This window comes from Dongia sp., assembly GCF_041910485.1.
GTDB lineage: Bacteria > Pseudomonadota > Alphaproteobacteria > Dongiales > Dongiaceae > Dongia.
This window is the reverse complement of sequence record NZ_JAYRQR010000024.1, coordinates 28,689-45,904: the sequence shown is the minus strand read 5'-3', so window position 1 is coordinate 45,904 and position 17,216 is coordinate 28,689. Positions and strand designations below refer to the sequence as shown.

General features: G+C 58.6%; 17 protein-coding genes and 1 pseudogene. 9 read left to right on the top strand and 9 right to left on the bottom strand.

The window, feature by feature from the left end; translation table 11 throughout:
- Positions 1 to 131 precede the first annotated feature (131 nt).
- The 5 genes from ACE3PP_RS06835 (at position 132) to ACE3PP_RS06815 (ending at position 3,734) form a co-directional block, all read left to right on the top strand.
- Positions 132 to 1,016, top strand: a complete 885-nt coding sequence (locus ACE3PP_RS06835) for a metallophosphoesterase (RefSeq protein WP_374379578.1) — start codon at positions 132 to 134, stop codon at positions 1,014 to 1,016.
- 24 nt (positions 1,017 to 1,040) lie between these two features.
- On the top strand, positions 1,041 to 1,508 hold the full coding sequence (locus ACE3PP_RS06830; protein WP_374379575.1) for a tetratricopeptide repeat protein: 468 nt from the start codon (positions 1,041 to 1,043) through the stop codon (positions 1,506 to 1,508).
- Positions 1,509 to 1,808: 300 nt separating this feature from the next.
- Positions 1,809 to 2,531, top strand: a complete 723-nt coding sequence (locus ACE3PP_RS06825) for a DUF6134 family protein (protein ID WP_374379573.1) — start codon at positions 1,809 to 1,811, stop codon at positions 2,529 to 2,531.
- Complete coding sequence (locus tag ACE3PP_RS06820) at positions 2,528 to 3,268, top strand: SDR family NAD(P)-dependent oxidoreductase (protein WP_374379570.1); 741 nt, start codon at positions 2,528 to 2,530, stop codon at positions 3,266 to 3,268. The genes ACE3PP_RS06825 and ACE3PP_RS06820 overlap by 4 nt, the downstream gene beginning before the upstream one ends.
- Before the next feature lie 16 nt (positions 3,269 to 3,284).
- Positions 3,285 to 3,734, top strand: coding sequence for a nuclear transport factor 2 family protein (locus ACE3PP_RS06815; protein ID WP_374379567.1), 450 nt, complete (start codon positions 3,285 to 3,287; stop codon positions 3,732 to 3,734).
- Here ACE3PP_RS06815 and ACE3PP_RS06810 read toward each other — a convergent pair.
- From ACE3PP_RS06810 to ACE3PP_RS06795, 4 genes are all read right to left on the bottom strand, one after another.
- On the bottom strand, positions 3,693 to 4,313 hold the full coding sequence (locus ACE3PP_RS06810) for a DUF3833 domain-containing protein (RefSeq protein ID WP_374379564.1): 621 nt from the start codon (positions 4,311 to 4,313) through the stop codon (positions 3,693 to 3,695). The two genes, ACE3PP_RS06815 and ACE3PP_RS06810, sit on opposite strands and share 42 nt — an antisense overlap.
- 23 nt (positions 4,314 to 4,336) lie before the next feature.
- The gene (locus ACE3PP_RS06805; RefSeq protein ID WP_374379561.1) at positions 4,337 to 5,644 is read right to left on the bottom strand and encodes an MFS transporter; all 1,308 of its coding nucleotides are present in this window, start codon (positions 5,642 to 5,644) and stop codon (positions 4,337 to 4,339) included.
- Between the two features lie 91 nt (positions 5,645 to 5,735).
- Positions 5,736 to 6,560, bottom strand: a complete 825-nt coding sequence (locus tag ACE3PP_RS06800; protein WP_374379559.1) for a DUF1365 domain-containing protein — start codon at positions 6,558 to 6,560, stop codon at positions 5,736 to 5,738.
- Positions 6,561 to 6,564: 4 nt separating this feature from the next.
- Positions 6,565 to 7,899, bottom strand: coding sequence for an NAD(P)/FAD-dependent oxidoreductase (locus ACE3PP_RS06795; protein WP_374379874.1), 1,335 nt, complete (start codon positions 7,897 to 7,899; stop codon positions 6,565 to 6,567).
- 255 nt (positions 7,900 to 8,154) lie between these two features.
- Here ACE3PP_RS06795 and ACE3PP_RS06790 point away from each other — a divergent pair, with 255 nt between their 5' ends.
- The 3 genes from ACE3PP_RS06790 to ACE3PP_RS06780 all read left to right on the top strand — a co-directional run bounded on the left by ACE3PP_RS06790 (position 8,155) and on the right by ACE3PP_RS06780 (position 9,978).
- Positions 8,155 to 8,910, top strand: coding sequence for a sigma-70 family RNA polymerase sigma factor (locus tag ACE3PP_RS06790; protein WP_374379556.1), 756 nt, complete (start codon positions 8,155 to 8,157; stop codon positions 8,908 to 8,910).
- A complete protein-coding gene (locus tag ACE3PP_RS06785) occupies positions 8,907 to 9,572 on the top strand; it encodes a ChrR family anti-sigma-E factor (RefSeq protein WP_374379553.1) in 666 nt (221 codons plus the stop codon). The genes ACE3PP_RS06790 and ACE3PP_RS06785 overlap by 4 nt, the downstream gene beginning before the upstream one ends.
- A 79-nt stretch (positions 9,573 to 9,651) precedes the next feature.
- Positions 9,652 to 9,978, top strand: coding sequence for a GFA family protein (locus ACE3PP_RS06780; protein ID WP_374379550.1), 327 nt, complete (start codon positions 9,652 to 9,654; stop codon positions 9,976 to 9,978).
- Positions 9,979 to 10,351: 373 nt separating this feature from the next.
- On the opposite strand, the gene ACE3PP_RS06775 is transcribed toward ACE3PP_RS06780, so the two are convergent.
- From ACE3PP_RS06775 to ACE3PP_RS06755, 5 genes and pseudogenes are all read right to left on the bottom strand, one after another.
- Complete coding sequence (locus ACE3PP_RS06775; protein ID WP_374379547.1) at positions 10,352 to 10,888, bottom strand: enolase C-terminal domain-like protein; 537 nt, start codon at positions 10,886 to 10,888, stop codon at positions 10,352 to 10,354.
- Between the two features lie 123 nt (positions 10,889 to 11,011).
- Entirely contained in the window at positions 11,012 to 12,928 is a 1,917-nt protein-coding gene (locus ACE3PP_RS06770) for an ATP-binding protein (RefSeq protein ID WP_374379544.1), read from the bottom strand.
- 15 nt (positions 12,929 to 12,943) lie between these two features.
- A complete protein-coding gene (locus ACE3PP_RS06765; protein WP_374379541.1) occupies positions 12,944 to 14,293 on the bottom strand; it encodes an MASE1 domain-containing protein in 1,350 nt (449 codons plus the stop codon).
- Positions 14,294 to 14,352: 59 nt separating this feature from the next.
- Complete coding sequence (locus tag ACE3PP_RS06760; protein WP_374379538.1) at positions 14,353 to 15,267, bottom strand: sensor histidine kinase; 915 nt, start codon at positions 15,265 to 15,267, stop codon at positions 14,353 to 14,355.
- Positions 15,260 to 15,646: pseudogene (locus tag ACE3PP_RS06755) on the bottom strand (transposase); the annotation flags it as partial. The gene ACE3PP_RS06760 and the pseudogene ACE3PP_RS06755, both read right to left, overlap by 8 nt.
- Positions 15,647 to 15,801: 155 nt before the next feature.
- On the opposite strand from ACE3PP_RS06755, the gene ACE3PP_RS06750 reads away from it, so the two are divergent.
- The gene (locus ACE3PP_RS06750) at positions 15,802 to 17,094 is read left to right on the top strand and encodes an IS110 family transposase (protein ID WP_374379535.1); all 1,293 of its coding nucleotides are present in this window, start codon (positions 15,802 to 15,804) and stop codon (positions 17,092 to 17,094) included.
- Positions 17,095 to 17,216 lie beyond the last annotated feature (122 nt).

Below are 17,216 nucleotides of genomic sequence, written 5' to 3'. Positions count from 1 at the left end.
GACCGCTGGGTCCAGGCCGGGCACGTCTCTCTATACCCCGCTGGCCGCTCATTTATTCCCGGCAAAGATTTCGGGAATAAGCGGCCTTTCCCCAGGGTCTCCTGGTCGTCACCCATTTTGGAGAGATTGCCATGAAAGCCCAACTATCACGACGCGACGCCCTCAAACTCGCGGCCATCGGCGGGGTGGTGTTTGCCTCCCGCCTGGTGCCGGACCGTTTCCTGTCGGCGGCCCATGCCGACGACGATTTCTACTTCGTCCAGATCAGCGACACCCATTGGGGTTTCGACGATCCAACGGTTAACCCTGATCCGCGCGCCACTTTGGCGAAATCGGTAGAGGCCATCAACGGCGTCAGCCCCGCCCCCGATTTCGTCGTCTTCACCGGCGACCTGACGCACAAGACCAAGGATGCTGCCATTCGACGCAGACGCATGGCCGAATTCAAGGAAATCGTCAGCGGGATTAAAGTCCCGAAACTGTACTTCCTGCCGGGTGAGCACGATGCCGATATGGATCGCGGTGCCGCCTTCAAGGAGTTCTTCGGCGAAACGCATCAAAGCTTTACACACAAGGGCGTCTATTTCGCGACCATCGACAATGTCTCCGATCCCGACGGCATCATCGGCATCGAGCAGCTCACTTGGCTGAGGCGCGAGCTCGCCGCACTGCCGCCGACGCAACCGGTCGTTCTCTTCACGCATCGGCCGCTTTTCGATCTCAAAGCAGATTGGGATTGGTTCACGAAGGATGGCCCGGAAGCCGTCGAACTACTCAAACCTTTCCAGGCGGCGACGGTGTTCTATGGGCATGTCCATCAGGAAAACCACCATATGACCGGAAACGTCGCCCATATCTCCGCGCGCTCCGCGATGTATCCGCTGCCGGCACCCGGCAGCCAGCCGAAGAAGGCGCCGTTGCCCTGGGATCCGGCCGCCGCCGATCACGGCATCGGCTGGCGTCAGATCGGCGCGTCCGCCGATACGCTCTCGCTCAAAGAATACCCCACCACCTGAAACAGAGATGAAATGGTCACGATCATGTCGAAATCGATAAAACTGCGCCTCGCCGCCTTCCTGCTCTTCTCGCTCTCGTTGCCGCCACTCGGCGCATTGGCTGCTGATACCGATGAAACGCCCGGGAGTGCCGGCAACCAGACTTTCGAAGATCTGCGTCGCCTGGTCGATGCGGGCGAATATGAGAATGCGCTGCCGGCCCTCGAGAAACTCGATCAGGAATCGCCCGACAATCCGGACGTCCTCAATCTGATCGGCTTCTCGATGCGCAAGACCGGCAAGCTCGCCGATGCGCTTGTCTTTTACAACAAGGCACTCGCCCTCAATCCGATGCATCTCGGTGCCAACGAGTATCTCGGGGAACTCTATCTCGAGACCAAACAGCCGGAGATGGCCAAGGCTCGCCTCGCCGTTCTCGAGAAAGCCTGCGGCGATTGCGACGAGTTCATGGAGTTGAAGGAGAAGATCGAGGGTTACAGACCGCAATCCTAAGCAATGCCCGTCAGCCAACGCACGAACCAGCGACGCGTTGGCTGGCCGTCACTCTGCGAAGCGCACATAAGAGAAATTTGGGTGGGGGCTAGTACTGTCAGGCAAATTCCAGCCTAAGCCATTTCAACTACGTATCTTTTTCTTCGAGCCATCAAAAGGCGGCCTGCCTTCCAGAAGATGGGGCGGGCCAGTCGAGGACGAGGCGCAAGAACACCGTGCCGGGCTTTCCCAGTCGGTCGGATTTTTCGGCGGGTATGATCTGCAACGCCCCCCTCGACGTAACCAAAGAGGGAGGAGCAGATGCAACATATCATTGTGCTGGCTGTCCTGTTCGTTGCCTGGTTCAGCCGGGGCGCCCTCGCTGTTGAGGATTCCGCACTCCGCGCCGACGCTGGTTTCGATCCGTTGGGAGTCTATGGTCCTGCGGCAACTTACGATATCTTACGCGACGGTGAGTTGGTCGGATCGCATCGCATCAGCTTTACGCGGACCGGCGATATCATGGCCGTGCAAAGCCGCTCGGATATCGAGGTTCGCCTGCTGTTCGTGACAGCATACAACTTTTCCTATGTGGCTAGGTCACGCTGGCGGAACGGCGAGCTGCTGAATCTTGAGGCGACGACGGATGACAACGGCGAGCGCAGCGTGGTGCGCGTGATACCGATGGATGACAGCCTGGTCGTCGATGGCCCGTCGGGCAAAACTCCCATTGCACCCGTCCTCCCTCTGTCCGAGCATTGGTGGCAGCGTTTCATTGCCGGAGAGGAACAACTCAATACCATCACTGGTGCCGTCAATCGGATCGATGCCGAGCCGCTCGGTACCGCCTATGTGCCCTTGGCCACCGGCATAACTGCGGCAGCGCGATACCGTATTGTTGGCGATATCCAGCTAGAGACATGGTACGACGAAGTTGGCCGCTGGCTTGGCATGCGCTTCCTGGCGCGGGACGGTTCGACCATCGAATATCGCTGTCGCAACTGTCGCGCCGATATGACTTCCTTGGCCAGCGATCGACCGTGAGCAAGACCCATCTCTGGATCACCGGGGGCGGCAGCGGCATTGGAAGGTCGGTCGCACGCGCTGCGGCAGCCGAAGGGATGCTGGTCACGGTCAGTGGCCGGCGGGAGGACGCGCTGGAGGAGACCAGCCGAGATCACGCAAGCATCTTTCCCGCCATACTTGATGTGACCGATGCGGTTGGAGTAGATGCGGTCTTAGATGCGATCGAGATGCGACATGGTCCCGTCGACATTGCGATACTCAATGCCGCTCGATATCAGGCGATGGACGCCGCAGATTTCGATTCTGCCGGTTTTCGCGATCACATCGAGACCAATGTAATGGGCACTGTGCATTGCCTAGCGCCACTTCTGGCCAGGATGAGGCGCCGCCGCAAGGGGCGTATCGTCCTCATTGCCTCGGTGGCCGGCTATCGCGGATTGCCGAAAGCAGCTGCCTATGGACCGACCAAGGCAGCCCTCATCAATTTGGCTGAAAGCCTACGGCCTGGCGCTGCGGTAGACGGCGTCATCATACAGGTCGTCAATCCCGGGTTCGTCGAAACGCCAATGACCGCCGGGAACCAATTTCCCATGCCATTCCTGATCTCACCCGAGAGGGCGGCAAGCCACATCTTGGCTGGGCTTAGGCGGGATGTATTCGAAATTGCCTTTCCCTGGCCATTCGTCATGCTGCTGAAGGCGGCGCGCCTGCTCCCGTATCGACTCTATTTCGCCCTGACGCGGCGCATGCTTTGACAGAGGGGAAACTGGCATGCAGAACGATGCCGCGAAAACGCTGCAACATTACCTAGCCCTCTGGATGGACCCGTCGCCCAACCGCGATCTTGACCAGCTTGACAAATTCACTGCTGAGAATGTCATCTTTCGCGATCCGATCCAGGAAGTACACGGTCGCGCCGGCCTTAAACTGCTCTTTGCCGATAGCCACCATACTGTGGCCGACAGTGACGTTCGCATAGACGGGATTGCCTGGGTCGATCAGAGCCGCGCCTTCGTGAAATGGCGCTATGCAGGCACGATCAGAAGGTTAAACCTGCGAAACTGGTCAGTCACAGGTATGAGCGACGTTCGCTTCGACGACTCTGGTTTGGTTGCGTCTCACGAAGATCACTGGGATCTCGCAACCGGCCTGTTCGAGCACTTTCCATTGATCGGCTGCTTACTCCGCCGCCTGCGAATGAGGCTGAGGTTGAAGAGTTGATGCAGCCTGGTTTGCGTCGGGCAGCTTGCGGAAGGCAATCGTCACCACGCCGAAGTCGAAGCCCCACCGACTGACCGTCGCATGGTTCAGCATCATCCCGTCAGATTGCAGGAACATCCAATCGTCGAACGACACGCGCCAACTGCCGTCGCCGACCTTGAGATCCATCTTGTAGGTCCAGTTGAGGGCATTGCCCTTTGCTCTACCTGCAGCAACGCCGACGACATCGTCAGCTCGCCCTTCATAGCGGCCGTCCCCCAACGCTCGGATGCGCCAGACCCGCTGCTGCGTTTCACCGTCGTTATAGACAAAGTCTTCGCGCAGGACCAGTTCTTCTCCCTCAATGGTCCCTTTGATGTCGACCACAAACTGCCGGCGGAGGTTGCCGAAGCGGTCGTGGAACATGCCCCACGCCCTGAGGTTGCCGAGGAAATACTCCTCGATCTTCAAAGTTGGCTGCACTGCCGCAAACTCGTCAATCTTCATGTTGTTGCACCCGCCGACCAGCCCAGCGAAGATCACGGTCAGCCCTAGCCGCAAGGCACTAAATCTGGAAGCCAAGTCGTTTACCCGGCGCATGCTCGTCCAGCCGATCTCTTCGTTTAAATGTTCAGAACCCGAACGATCTCAGTGTGCGTTGTCCGGTCGAGTGGATAGCGCCACATCACCAACACCGCTATGGCCTTACATACGCAGGGGATCCACGCGTAGATCACTGCAAGCGCCATCGTCGCCGAATCCGCTCCCGGCACCGCCGCCGACAGGTCGAGGCCAAAAAGATCCAATATTGGAAAGGCGATACCGACCGCAATCGCCGCCGCGAGCTTCGCCGACATGCTGGAAAGCGCGAAGAACAACCCAGCTCGCTCGCCACCCTGCCGCAAGCGATCGAGATCGACCACATCCGCCTGCAGAGCCGGCGGCAGGGCGAGATCGGCGCCGAGGGCGAAGCCTGTAACGATGCAAATCACAGTAAAGGCCGGAATCGCCCCGACCGACAGCAGAGGCACCACCAGAAAAGCGAGGATGGCCGCTACCATGGCCCCGCACCAGAGGCGGTGTTTGTCCACACGGGATTGCAGCTTCAGCCAGACCGGCAAGCTGAGCAGGGCTGCCGCGAAATAGATCAGCAGGATGATCCCCATTTGCCTGACCTCTGCACCGAGAACGATGGTAGTGAATAAGGGAAACAGGCCTGCCGGCAGTCCATTGGCGACGCCATTGATGAACCAGGCAACCAGCAAGCGGCGGAACGGTGCGTTGCGGCCTATCACTGTCCAGGCTTCGTACCACCCGATCACCCGTGCCGACGAATGGCGGCGACCTTCTGGAACAAAGCGCAGTAGGAGGATCAGGGACGGTACGCCCAGGCCAATGGCCACCAGCGCGGTCATCATCATGGCATCGGACAAGGATCGCCCGCCCTGCTGCAGCAGTGCCGGCAAGCTGGCCGCTATGGCGATGCCGACCAGACCGAACCCTTCACGCCAGGACGTGATACTGGTGCGCTCGGTATAGTCCACCGTTAGTTCGGCGCCCCAGGCCGTATAGGGCACCATAACCAGCGACCAAGCCGCATAGAGAATTGCGCACCAGACGCCGAGATAGATGACACCGGCATTCGTCGGTGGATCGAACACAGCAACCAGCGCGATCGCCGCCAGTATGGCACCCACTGCAATGAAAGGCTTGCGCCGGCCAGCCCGGTCGCTGGCTTGGCCGACCAGGGGATCAGTCAATACGTCAAACGTCCGCGCGAAGAATATGGCAGCCCCGGTTGCCGCCAGCCCCAGCCCTAATTCCTGTGCGTAGAAGGTCGGTACCAGCACATGCGCCGGCAGTGTTGGTACCATCAAGGCTAGAGCCGGCAGACCGTAGAGACAATGCTGCAGCCGGCCCACTTGCATCATCAACCCATCTTCACATGCACGACGTCAATCGAACCGATGCAAAAGCTGAGCAATAAGATGCTCGGCCAGAATTCGCCCGCCCTGCTCGTCATCATGTGCGCGCGTTCTTTCCCTCCAATGCTGCGAGGCGAGTCACAACGGGCTGAGCCGGTTCCCCCAAAGCAGCGTTGGAGCTTCTCGGGCGCTTCTCAAGCTGCAAAGGAACCCTTTTCCACCACAGTTTAAGAGCTTCCCAATGAATTCCGGCGATGACCTGAATCGTCAGGAATGGATAGACAAAAAGCAATTTTAGCAGTGCGGTGTCGCTCAGCTCGACCCGCTGCCCGGTGAACGCGGCACGCAGTAGCGAGCCACCGGCATCGAATTGATCAATGCATAGAGCCACTTGCGCAGCCGGCGGCAGCAGCGAGAAACGATAGCCGCCGGACATGTCATTGAAGGGGGAGACAAAGAGTGCCTTCGCACATTTCTGGCGCACGACCCGGTCATTGCCGATAGCTGGCAAGACATAGCTATGTCGCTCACCGAAAGTGTTGTTCACCTCGTAGACTGTCGCACGGAGGGCACCCTTGCCATCGTAGCAGTAAAACACCGAGATCGGATTGAACACAAAGCCGAATATCCTTGGTAGAGTGAGCACTTGCACGCGCCCCAGCGTGAACTGCAACCCCGCCTTGGCAATCTGCCCGCTGACCCAGCCCTTGAGATTGCCGCTGCCATCGCCGTGATCGCTGGCACGGAACGCCATGATGGCACGACGTTCGATCCCCAGCAGGCGCAAGCGCCTGAGGCTCTGCAGTTCGTCGAGATCTATCAACAGGTAAAAGATGCGATAGCGCAGGTAATGCTCTTTCGGTCTCAGGCGACGATGCATGACTGAGCCGCGGTAGATCGCTGATTTTATGGCACCTTGCATTTGCTTACTCCGCCGGCACCGGAATCGCCGTTGGTGGCACCCGCAGCGGCTGCGTCTCAGCGATGGCCGCTATCCGGCCGGACTGGCCGGCGACCTGCCAGGGCCTGCTCACATTGCCCAGAGCCTCTGCCACGGCAAGGCCGGATTGCAGCCCATCCTCGTGAAAGCCAGCGCCGAAATAGGCACCACAAAACCACACACCTCCAACACCCTGCAGGCGCCAGAGAGCCTCCTGGGCGCGCAACGCGGCGCAGTCGAAGATCGGATGGGCATAGTTGAAGCTGGCAAGTGTCTTGTCAGCAGCAATCGGTCGGTTCGGATTGAGTGTCACAAAAACCTGCTGTTTGGTTGGCAGATGCTGCAATCGATTCATCCAGTAGGTAACGCAGATCAGCGCACCATCATTCTCCGGCCCACCGATGACATTCCAACTCGACCAAGCGGCCCGTCGCTTCGGCATCAAACTCTCGTCACAATGGACCACGGCCCGATTGGGTTGATAGCGCAGCGCCCCGAGCAGTGCCTTTTCATCTCCGGTCGGCATATCCAACAGAGCCAGCGCTTGGTCAGAATGCGTTCCCAAGACCACGGCATCAAAGTTACGCCGAGTTCCGTCCTCCATCACCAATATGGGTCCCCGATGGCCGCGTTCGACCCGCGCAAGCTTAGCCGACAGCGCCAGATCCAGCGGCCGATCCGCCAGCAGACGCTGCACATAGGCCCGACTGCCGCCCACGACAGTGCGCCATTTTGGACGATCGCTCAGTTGCATCAGGCCATGATTGTCGCAGAACCGAACAAAGGCGCGCAGCGGATGATCCCGCATCTGATCGATCGAACTTGACCAGATCGCTCCACCCATTGGCAGCAGATGGTCGCGGACAAAGGCCTCACCAAAGCCGGCTCGCTTCAGATAGTCTCCCAATGTCAGATCATCGGCACCGACAGCAGCAGCACCGCGTGCCTCGCGATAGAAACGCATTGTATCGGCCAGCATTCGCCACATGCGCGGGCGCATGAGATTGCGCCTCTGAGCAAACAGACCACCTAAGCTGGAGCCCGAATATTCGAAGGCGCCATCGCCGAGGGAAGCGGCGAAGGACATTTCCGTCTCCCGAGTCCGCACTCCAAGATGAGCAAACAGGGCAGTCAGATTGGGATATGTCCGTTCATTGTAAACAATGAAGCCAGTATCAACCGGGACCCTGCCCTCTGGCAGGGCTATATCGATCGTGTTGCTGTGACCGCCCGGCCGGCAGTCCCGTTCGAACAGGGCAACATCATGCCTCGCCGCCAGAGACCACGCGGCGCTCATGCCGGCGATACCACTTCCAATCACAGCTATCCGTAAGCGGCCCGGCCAACCGGGGCAATCCGGCGTCGTCGCCCCAGGGTTTGTGGGTATGGGAACATTAGCCTGATCGTTCGGGGTCATTGCGAGCTCGTCCAATTGGGCGCCAAGTCGCTCTCCACGAACTAACTGGCTGGATGGGATTTTTTGATTTCCTACGGCGGCGGACGCTGGACAGATCACCCCGCTCGCCGGCTATCGCTGCAGAAGATCCAAACCCCCAGATGACGCGTACTAAGGGGTATGACTATTCTGGCAGGCACCGCCGTACCCGGCGCATTTGGCTATCTTGGCAAGGCAAACCGCCCCACATTGTTCATGGGAAGGAATGTCGTGCAGGCAATTCATGCTCAGACTAGTGTCAAGGCATGCAGATCAAACGACCAGCGGCCGGATTCAAGTGTGACTGAAGCTAACCGACCCTCGACGATGGCGGCCGCGCGCAGCCTTGATTCCGAACGGATGACAGCCCTGCTTGTTCGGTTGAAAGAAGACCAGGACGAAACGGTGTTCGCCGAATTGTTCCATTTCTTCGCACCACGCCTGAAATCATACATGCGCAAGCTGGGAGCGCCGGAAGATCAGGCCGAGGAACTGGCTCAGGAATCAATGGCCATGGTTTGGCGCAAAATACACTTGTTCGATGCCGAGCGGGCTGGCGCCTCGACGTGGATATTCTCTATTGCACGCAATCTGCGGATTGATGCTTTGCGGCGCCAGCGCCGCCCTGAAGTGCTGATGAACGACCCCTCCCTCGTTCCGGACGAGCCTGAGTCGCCGGAGCGGGAAATGGATCGTAGCCAACAAGCCGCTGCCGTGCTTTCAGCCCTGGCAACCCTGCCCGCCGAACAGGCGCGCATCGTTCACCTATCCTTCTTCGAGGACAAGCCTCATGCCGTGATTGCCGAACAACTGGGCATTCCACTCGGCACAGTGAAGTCGCGCATGCGGCTTGCCTTCCAACGCTTTCGCAAGGCCCTAGGAGAGCCTGAGTCATGATCACACATCATCCCGGGGAAGACCTGCTCGCGCTCTATGCGGCCGGATCGCTCGACGAAGCTAACTCGCTTGCAATAGTGACGCACCTGACCCTTTGCCCCGCCTGCCGCGCGGTTTGCGATGATTTCGAGGCGCTGGGTGGCGCATTGATGGATGAGAATTCGGCCGACACACTGAAGCCGGATGCTCTCGCCGGTACGCTTGGCATGATTCGGGAGGCACGGTCCGAGGTCACGGCCATCTCGGTGCCGCAGCGGTCTGCCGCGCCCACTGCTGGTGCCTCGATCCTCCCGCTGCCGCTGCAGTATTACGTGGGCGGTGATCTTGCTGTCGCAAGATGGCGTACGCTTGGTCCCGGCATCCATCACATGCCGCTCATTACGGATGGCGCTGCCACTGCCCGCCTACTGCGCATCGCTCCCGGCCGATCGGTATTTGAGCACAGTCATGCCGGCAACGAGATTACCATCGTGCTGCGCGGCAGCTATTCGGCTGGTGGCGAGGAGTTCCGGCGTGGTGACCTTGAAATGGCCGACGGCAGTGTCTCTCACCGCCCCATTGCCGGCAGCGAAGACATCTGCGTCTGCCTCGCGGTGACCGATGCGCCCCTGCGCTTTGGCAACTGGATAGGTCGTTTGATGCAGCCCTTCATCGGCATCTAGGGCGTCAGCGCTGGCAGCACGAGGCCATTGATCTGAGCCCCTCCCGTCGCCTCGCGCGCGTGGAAAAGGTAAAGCTCGAGTGCGAAGTCTCGGCACGGGGGGCAGCCCTAAGACTTATGTCAAAGTGACTTCGGGCGGCGCAACGAGTCACCAGCAATTCTGTCCGGAATGCGCGTCGCCCATCTACTCGACGGCTCCAGGAGCCGGGCCTCGAATTTTCAATTTTCGGCTGGGAACTGTTCGCCAGCGGGCACAACTGCAACCAAGAGCGCAATACGGGCGTCGATCAGCACAGGATTGGGCTGCGATGGGCGAGCCATGTGGACGAATTGAAACACAATGGCACCTTGTGGCTCGCACGCACCTCCGCCGCCCTTGCTTAACCTGTCGCCGCCCACTCAGATAACTCGGAATGAGGTTCGCTGAGTCAAGCGCCGACTGGCGTCAGACACGCTGATTTACACTCAAAGAATCAATGAGTTAGGTGGGTTTTTGGCTGTGGTGGCAGTCCGCAGCGAACCAGCCTCTGGCCCGATACCCTGCTTTTCAGGGAAGAAACAGGGAATAGTACCAAAATCGGACCCCTAGATCCTCCTAATAGCCAATTTATTGGCTGAGTAGCAGATGGTTAGTGCAAATTTCCCTATTCGCTCGAACAGGGAATTTTTTAGGAACTGCAGGGAAAAGGCACAAGGAAGTAGCCAATTGACGCAAGGCTTCTGCAAAACCTGAAATGACATGGTCTGAACTGATCTCACTACGTCGCACCACAAGATGTGTCACGGCCGGGTCCAATAAGAATCCGGCGGCGGGCCCCAATCGTGAAGGACGCAGGAATTGACTGCTTGTTCATCAAAGGGATAGCGCGCCTCCATCTCCGACGTCAGCGTGATGCCTATACCTGGCGCCGTCGGCCGCAACAGACGGCCGCCCTCGATCCGCCCCTGATCGCCGATCATCTCCGTCCCCAGTGGAAAGGCCAGCATCGGATATTCCACCAGCTTGCCGCCGCCGGCAAAGGCCGCATGATAGCTCGCCATGATGGCGGCGGCACCGCCCCAAGCATGAACCACCACATCGACGCCCTTCTTCCCGGCCGCCGCAAAAACATCCATAACGGCTGAAATCCCTCCCATCACTGAAGCGTCCGGCTGCACGAACTCATAGACGTCAGCATTTAAGCGCTCGATCATCTCCTTGGGCGTGGTGATGATCTCGCCACCGCAAACCGGCACTGCTCTGCCCCCGGCAAACTGGATCGTTTTGAGGTAGAGTTTTCCGCTGCCTATTCCCAGGCTGGGAGGAGTGGAAGACATGAAGGCATCGCGTTTCACGGACGCGCAGAAAGCGTTCATTCTGAAGCAGGGCGAGGAAGGGTTACCCATAGCCGATATCTGCCCGAGCGTACTGAAATACGGTTGGCGACATACGAAAGACCTTCAGTTGGTCGAGTTGGCTGCGACTGGAAGTATAAGGTGAACCCTTGTTCCCTTGCCCATTTCGCTGTCGATCTTGATGTTGCCGTCCATGCCCCTCGCTAGACCCTTGCAGATCGCAAGTCCGAGGCCCGAGCCGCCTTGGTCACGAGAATGAGCTCCCTGCACCTGGACGAAGGGTTGCCCAAAGTCAGCGATGCGGTCCGCCGGTATGCCCCTTCCATTGTCGCTGACGACGAGTGCCAACCAGCCACCGTCCCGTTGCACTTCAACCCGGACCTTGCCCCCCTTGTGAGTGAATTTTATGGCGTTGCCGATCAGGTTGGTAAGGATTTGATGGATAGCGCGGCGGTCGCCGAGGACCATGCTGCCGCTGCTTCCTTCCTGGATTTCCAAACTGATGGCTTTCTGAGCGGCGATCGCCTCCATAAGGGTTGCCGCCTCGCGCATCGCCACGGTCGTGTCAACTGGCACAATCTCGAAGTCGTACCTGCTTGCCTCGATGCGCGACAGGTCAAGGATGTCGTTGATGAGAGAAAGTAGGTGCCGGCCGCTTTCATGTACGTCATGGATGTATTCGCGGTACTTCTCGTTGCCAACCGGCCCAAGAGTCTCGTTCTCGATCAGCGATGCAAATCCGATAATGGCGTTGAGCGGTGTTCGCAGCTCATGGCTCATGGTGGCTAGGAACTGAGACTTGGCCCGATTGGCAGTTTCCGCCTTCTTTAACTGGATTTCCCTTTCTTCGGCAAGCTTTCGGAGCCCGGCTTCGGCCTCTAGGACTTCGCTCATATCGCGGAAAATGACTGTCATGGAAAGACTGTCGCCGACCCTGACCTTCGAGATGCCAGCCATCAGGGGGACGAGGGTACCGCTGCGATGCAGGCCGTTGACCTTGCGCCAGTTCGACATCTTTTGGCGAGATCGCTCGCCCTCAGCAAAAGCCCGCATCTTGTGCCCATGGTCGGCGCGATTCGGCAGAGGGATCAGCCGGTCGATCGGCTGGCCCAGGATCTCGCTGGCGCGATAACCCAGGATCGCCTCGGCTTCCGCGTTGAACACGGTGACCTTGAACTCTTCATTGACCGTGATGATTCCCACCATGGCAGTGTCGAGAATGGAAGAAAGCCGGGCTTCGCTTGCTATCAGTGCCTGCTCGGCAGTTTTCCGCTCCGTAATATCCTGCACGATGCCGAACAGCCGTACAGCCTTGCCGTCGCGCATTTCGGCCTGGCCCTGGTAACGTACCCACAGGCGGCGCCCCTTCGCGGTCACGAGTGGAAGTTCAAGGTCCCATGGCGTGCCATGGTCTATGCAGGTCTCCGCTGCGGCCCGGGCCACCGGCTGGGCATCTGGTGCGAAGAAGCCCAGTGCCGCTTCGGTCGCAGGTGCCACCGGCGGCGGAAGCTCGTAAATGCGGAACGTTTCGTCGGACCAGATTGACTGCAGTGTCGAGAGATTTAGTTCCCAGCCCCCGACCCTGGAGATGAGGCTGGTGCGCTCCAGCAAGCCTGCGGTGGAGGCCAGCTCCTCGGACTGCCGCGCATCTGCAAGGACCAGCACGAGGGTTTCCGAGAGCATATGGCATTGCGCGAGTTCCTGCCCGGTGAACGGCTGGTCCGCCGCAAGTCGGCCCAGCATGAAGACGCCGAGACAGCGCCCTTGCTGCATAATGGGGAACGCCGCGACGCTTTTGAACGGAACATCTGCGAGGTCGGACCTGCGGTTCGGCCATGAGGAATAATCGTCGATGACCACGGGCTTTCCGTCATCGATCGCCTGCCAGGCGAGTTTTGCAACCCCTCTTGTCGCGACGTCGCCGACCCTGATGCCGGAATTACTTGTGCAGGCCCTGGTCACGAGGTCGTCGCCCTCGAATAGCATAAGGTCGCAATGCGGTGCGTTCCAAAGTGTGCACATGCGCTCGACGACCAGTTAGAGCAGGGGCTGCAGTTCGCGTCTTGCAAGCATCTCGTTGGTCAGTTCGCGCAGCGCCGACAGGAACTCGTTTGACCGCCTTAACGCGATTTCGGCCGCCTTGCGCTCGGTGATGTCCTGCACCACCTTCACCAGGTGATCGATCTCACCGCTTGCGCTTGGGACCGAACGGGCCGAAACGTCGGCATGCATCACTGATCCATCGGCGCGGATGAACCGCTTTTCCATCCGGTAGCCAACTGATTTTCTCGCAACCATTTCCTCTAGCAGCCGGTTGTTTTCGGCAACGTCTTGGGGATGGGTGATGTCGGTCCACGACTTGCCGATGAGGTCTGCTTGGATGTAACCCAGCATCTTTGCTAAGGCGTCGTTGACATCGAGGAAAATCCGCTGCGGCGAAGTGATCGCTATGCCGATGAGCGGCAGGCGGTAAACCTCATTAAAGCGGCTCTGGGCCCGGTCACCTTTGGCAACGACTGCGGTGGTTAGCCATCCAATAGCGGTCGTCTCGACCAGGAAGAGTGACAGTATTAGTTCCGTCCATTGCCCGGCATGCCCGAAAGGGCCTTTTCCGCTTGCCGTTGCGACCAGGGCGGCCACGTTCAAGGTGAGTGCGCCGCCAGACATCAGCATCGGGCTGAGGCGGAGCGCGGCCCAGACCAAGATGGGTATGGGCAGAAAAGCAATGGGGTTGCTGCTATTTGCAAAGAAGGTGATGAACGTGACGAGGCCGAGAACGCCAAGATATGAAAAGGTTTCAACACTTCGGCTTTTGATGGCCCGAACTGCCGGCACGTTTACGGTAAGCAGGAACGGGGCCATCACAAGCATGCCAAGAAGGTCGCCCAGCCACCATTTCAGTCCAGCGCTGATCATTGCATCCGCTGGCACAATGCCACCCAGGTACAGGGATAACGTGCCGACGATGGCGGAAATGGAGGTACCGGCGGATAAGCGCGCGGAAAGCTGCAGCAGGTCGCCGCCAACTGTCAGGGATTGGACGATTTGCGTCCCGCGCAGTAGATGGACGGTGACAAGCGTGCTGAGGGTGGCGCCGATGGAGATAGCGAAAGACACCACCCATCCGTTTTCATTGGAAATGTTTAGTAAGAAGGAGCCAAACAGGACGCCCGGGAAACAGCGCCAGCCCCAGCGCTGAATCCCTGCAACCGCGATGCCGGCCGGCAGCCAGATGTCTGAGATGTTGTTGCCCACCAGCGGCATGAGCAGAGACAGCCTGCCCGTGGTGAAATATGCGAGGGCGAGTATTAAGATTCGCGCAGGAACACTCGAAAGCAAAGGCCGGCTGGACGCGGTTTCCTTGGCGGCTCCCCTGTTAGTGGCCATGGCACCTCATGCCACTATGGCACCTCGATGCCGGTGCGGGGGTCGTCCATCCCATCAGGTCAGTTTCTATCGCGGCCATATTCCAACGTTTCCCGTTCCTCAAGCGCTGCCGGCAATTTTACGATTACCTTGGTCCAAGACCCCTTCTCGCTTCCAAACTCAATTTGCCCATTCATTTGCTTGAGAAGAGAAGTGACGATTGCCAAACCAAATCCACTGCCTTCTTTACCTCTTAGATATGGGCTCGACACTTGAACGAATGGCTGCCCGAGCTTCGCTATATCAAGCTTGCTGATTCCAATTCCATGGTCTAGCACTTCGAAGACGATCTTTCCCTCGTCATCTCGCACGTCGATTTGGATCTTTCCACCATCTCGAGAAAATTTAATCGCGTTGCCGATCAAATTTATCAAAATCTGCCGCAATGCTTTTTCATCGACACGAGCAACTTCTCTATTTGATTGGCTGTGAAATTCATAAACCACCTTTCTCGCGGCCATTAGAGGGTGCATGATTTCAAGCACATTTTTGATCGTGTCGCACACATTCACATTCTCTGGATTGAGGTCGCTCTTGCCCGCTTCAACCCGAGAATAGTCGAGTATTTCGTTGATCAAAGATAAGAGATGTTTGCCGCTTCTGTGCATATCAGAGATGTATTGCCGCTGCTGATCGCTTTCAATTTCACCGGCGATACCGCTCATAAGAAGCTCGGCAAATCCAATGATGGCATTTAACGGCGTCCGCAGCTCATGACTCATGCTCGCTAAAAAGGCATCCTTGGCTCGGGACGCCGCTCGCGCGGCATCCCTGGCTACAATTGCCTCTTCTCTTGCTTTCTCGGCATTCGATAAAGCCTTTTGCTCATTCGAAATATCTAACTCAATCGCCAGAAAGCCTTTCGGATTGCCTGCGTCGTCCAAGATCGGATTGCATCTAATGTCGACCTGACGTGAGCCCCATGGCTCATCCATTCGGAAGGAGAATCCGTTCCACATTTGAACCCAGTTCGGGTTGTTGGGCAACGGGGTGGGGCGCGGAGCCCTCAACCAGCGCAGGCGTCCCAGCCCGTTGCTTCTCCGGGGCGCTGATGGCGGCGTAGAGGGCTGGTGGAATGTTGCCGATCGCACTGTGCGGCCGGACCGTGTTGTAGTCGTCCTTCCAGGCCCGCAGGGCCTGCCTGGCTTGAGCGAGCGAGGTGAACAGCACTTCGTTCAGCAGTTCGTCCCTGAGCCGCCCGTTGAAGCTTTCGATGAAGGCATTCTGGGTCGGTTTACCCGGCGCGATGTAATGCCAGTCTATCCCCGTCTCCTGCGACCATTTGAGGATCGCCATGGAGGTCAGCTCCGTGCCGTAGCACATTGGGAAGTGAACTTTGGGGGGAAGCGCTCTTGCCTGGTTCAGGCGTAGAGAGCGTAGCGACCGGCGCCTGAACCAGGCGGTCATGGTCAGCCAGCAAATCTCTAAAGTGCCGTTGTCAACGACAACACTTTGGAGATGGACCAACCATGACCAAGCAGAAGTCTACGCCTGACAGGGCGGCATTGGTAGCAATTGACGTTTCAAAGCATCGCCATGAGGTATTGATCGAGGCCCCGGGAATGGGCAGGCGTCGACGGCTGACCGTTCTCAATAGCCGTGTTGAACATGACCGCTTCGTCGCTATCCTCGGCGATCTGGGATGTCCGGTTGTGATCGGCTTCGAGGCAACAGGGAACTATCACAGGGCCTTGGCTTATCGCCTGCTACAGGCAGGCTTCGAGCTACGCCTGGTATCTTCGGTCGCTCTGGCGCGCACCCGGGAGGCCTTGCATAACGGTTGGGACAAGAACGACCCCAAGGATGCGCAGGTCATCCTGCACATGCTGAGGATCGGCGCCACGCAACGCTATTGCGATCCCTTGGGCACCGGAATCAATGACCTGCAGGAACTCTCAAAGACTCATGAGATGATCTCAAAGGCAAAGACGGAGATCTGGCACAGGCTGCTCAATCACTACTTGCCACTGTATTTTCCCGAGATCGAACGGTTCCGGGGCAATACGCGCAGCGACTGGTTCCTGGCCTTCCTTGAACAGTTCCCGACGCCAGCCAGTATCACAGCGCTAGAGCGAGACGCTTTTCTCAAGGCGGCCTGGGGCGTGGTTGGCAAGAAGGTGTCAAAAGCCCGCCTTATCAATGATATCTACGAGACCGCCTGTTCCTCCGTCGCCTTGCCGGTCCCGCTCGATTCCGCTGCCATCACCATGCTCCGGATGGTGCTCGCAGAGGCCCGAGGCCTCATCCGGCAGCGCGATCAGATCGAGCGATTGGCGCACGATAGGCTCGCCGGCGACCGGGATTATCAGCTCCTCCGACAAATTCCTGGCATTGGCCCTATCCATGCACTGACAATATTCGCCGAGGCCGGTGACCTGCGCCGCTTCAGCCATCATCGCCAGTTCCTGAAGTTCTGTGGTCTCGATCTGGCGACCCATCAATCCGGTACCTTCCGAGGCCGTACCAAGCTGTCGAAGTTCGGCAACGCCAGGCTCAGGCGGGCCTTGTGGATGGCGGCACAGGTGGCAATCCGCCAGAAGGACAACAGCTTTCGGGATAAGTTCGGCCGCTATATGCAGCGAATGCCCGATGACCCCGATCACCGCCGCAAGGCGGTAACTGCAATCACCGCCAAGATGGCGCGCGTCGTACATGCGGTCATCAAGAACGGTGCCGACTATCGTCCCTTCTATGTGGGGGCGATGCCAGGTGGAAGGACCCCTCTCTGTAGTGGCCGTGAGGGCGCTCCGGCGACCCTGTAGATAATGTTCGGGCCTTCCACCTGGATTGGGTATCTCGTTTTAAGGACGGTCAGGGCCGCGGCATCGACGAGACCGATGGACCCTATGTTTGCTATGGCAGAGAGCTTTATCTGCAACGGTGG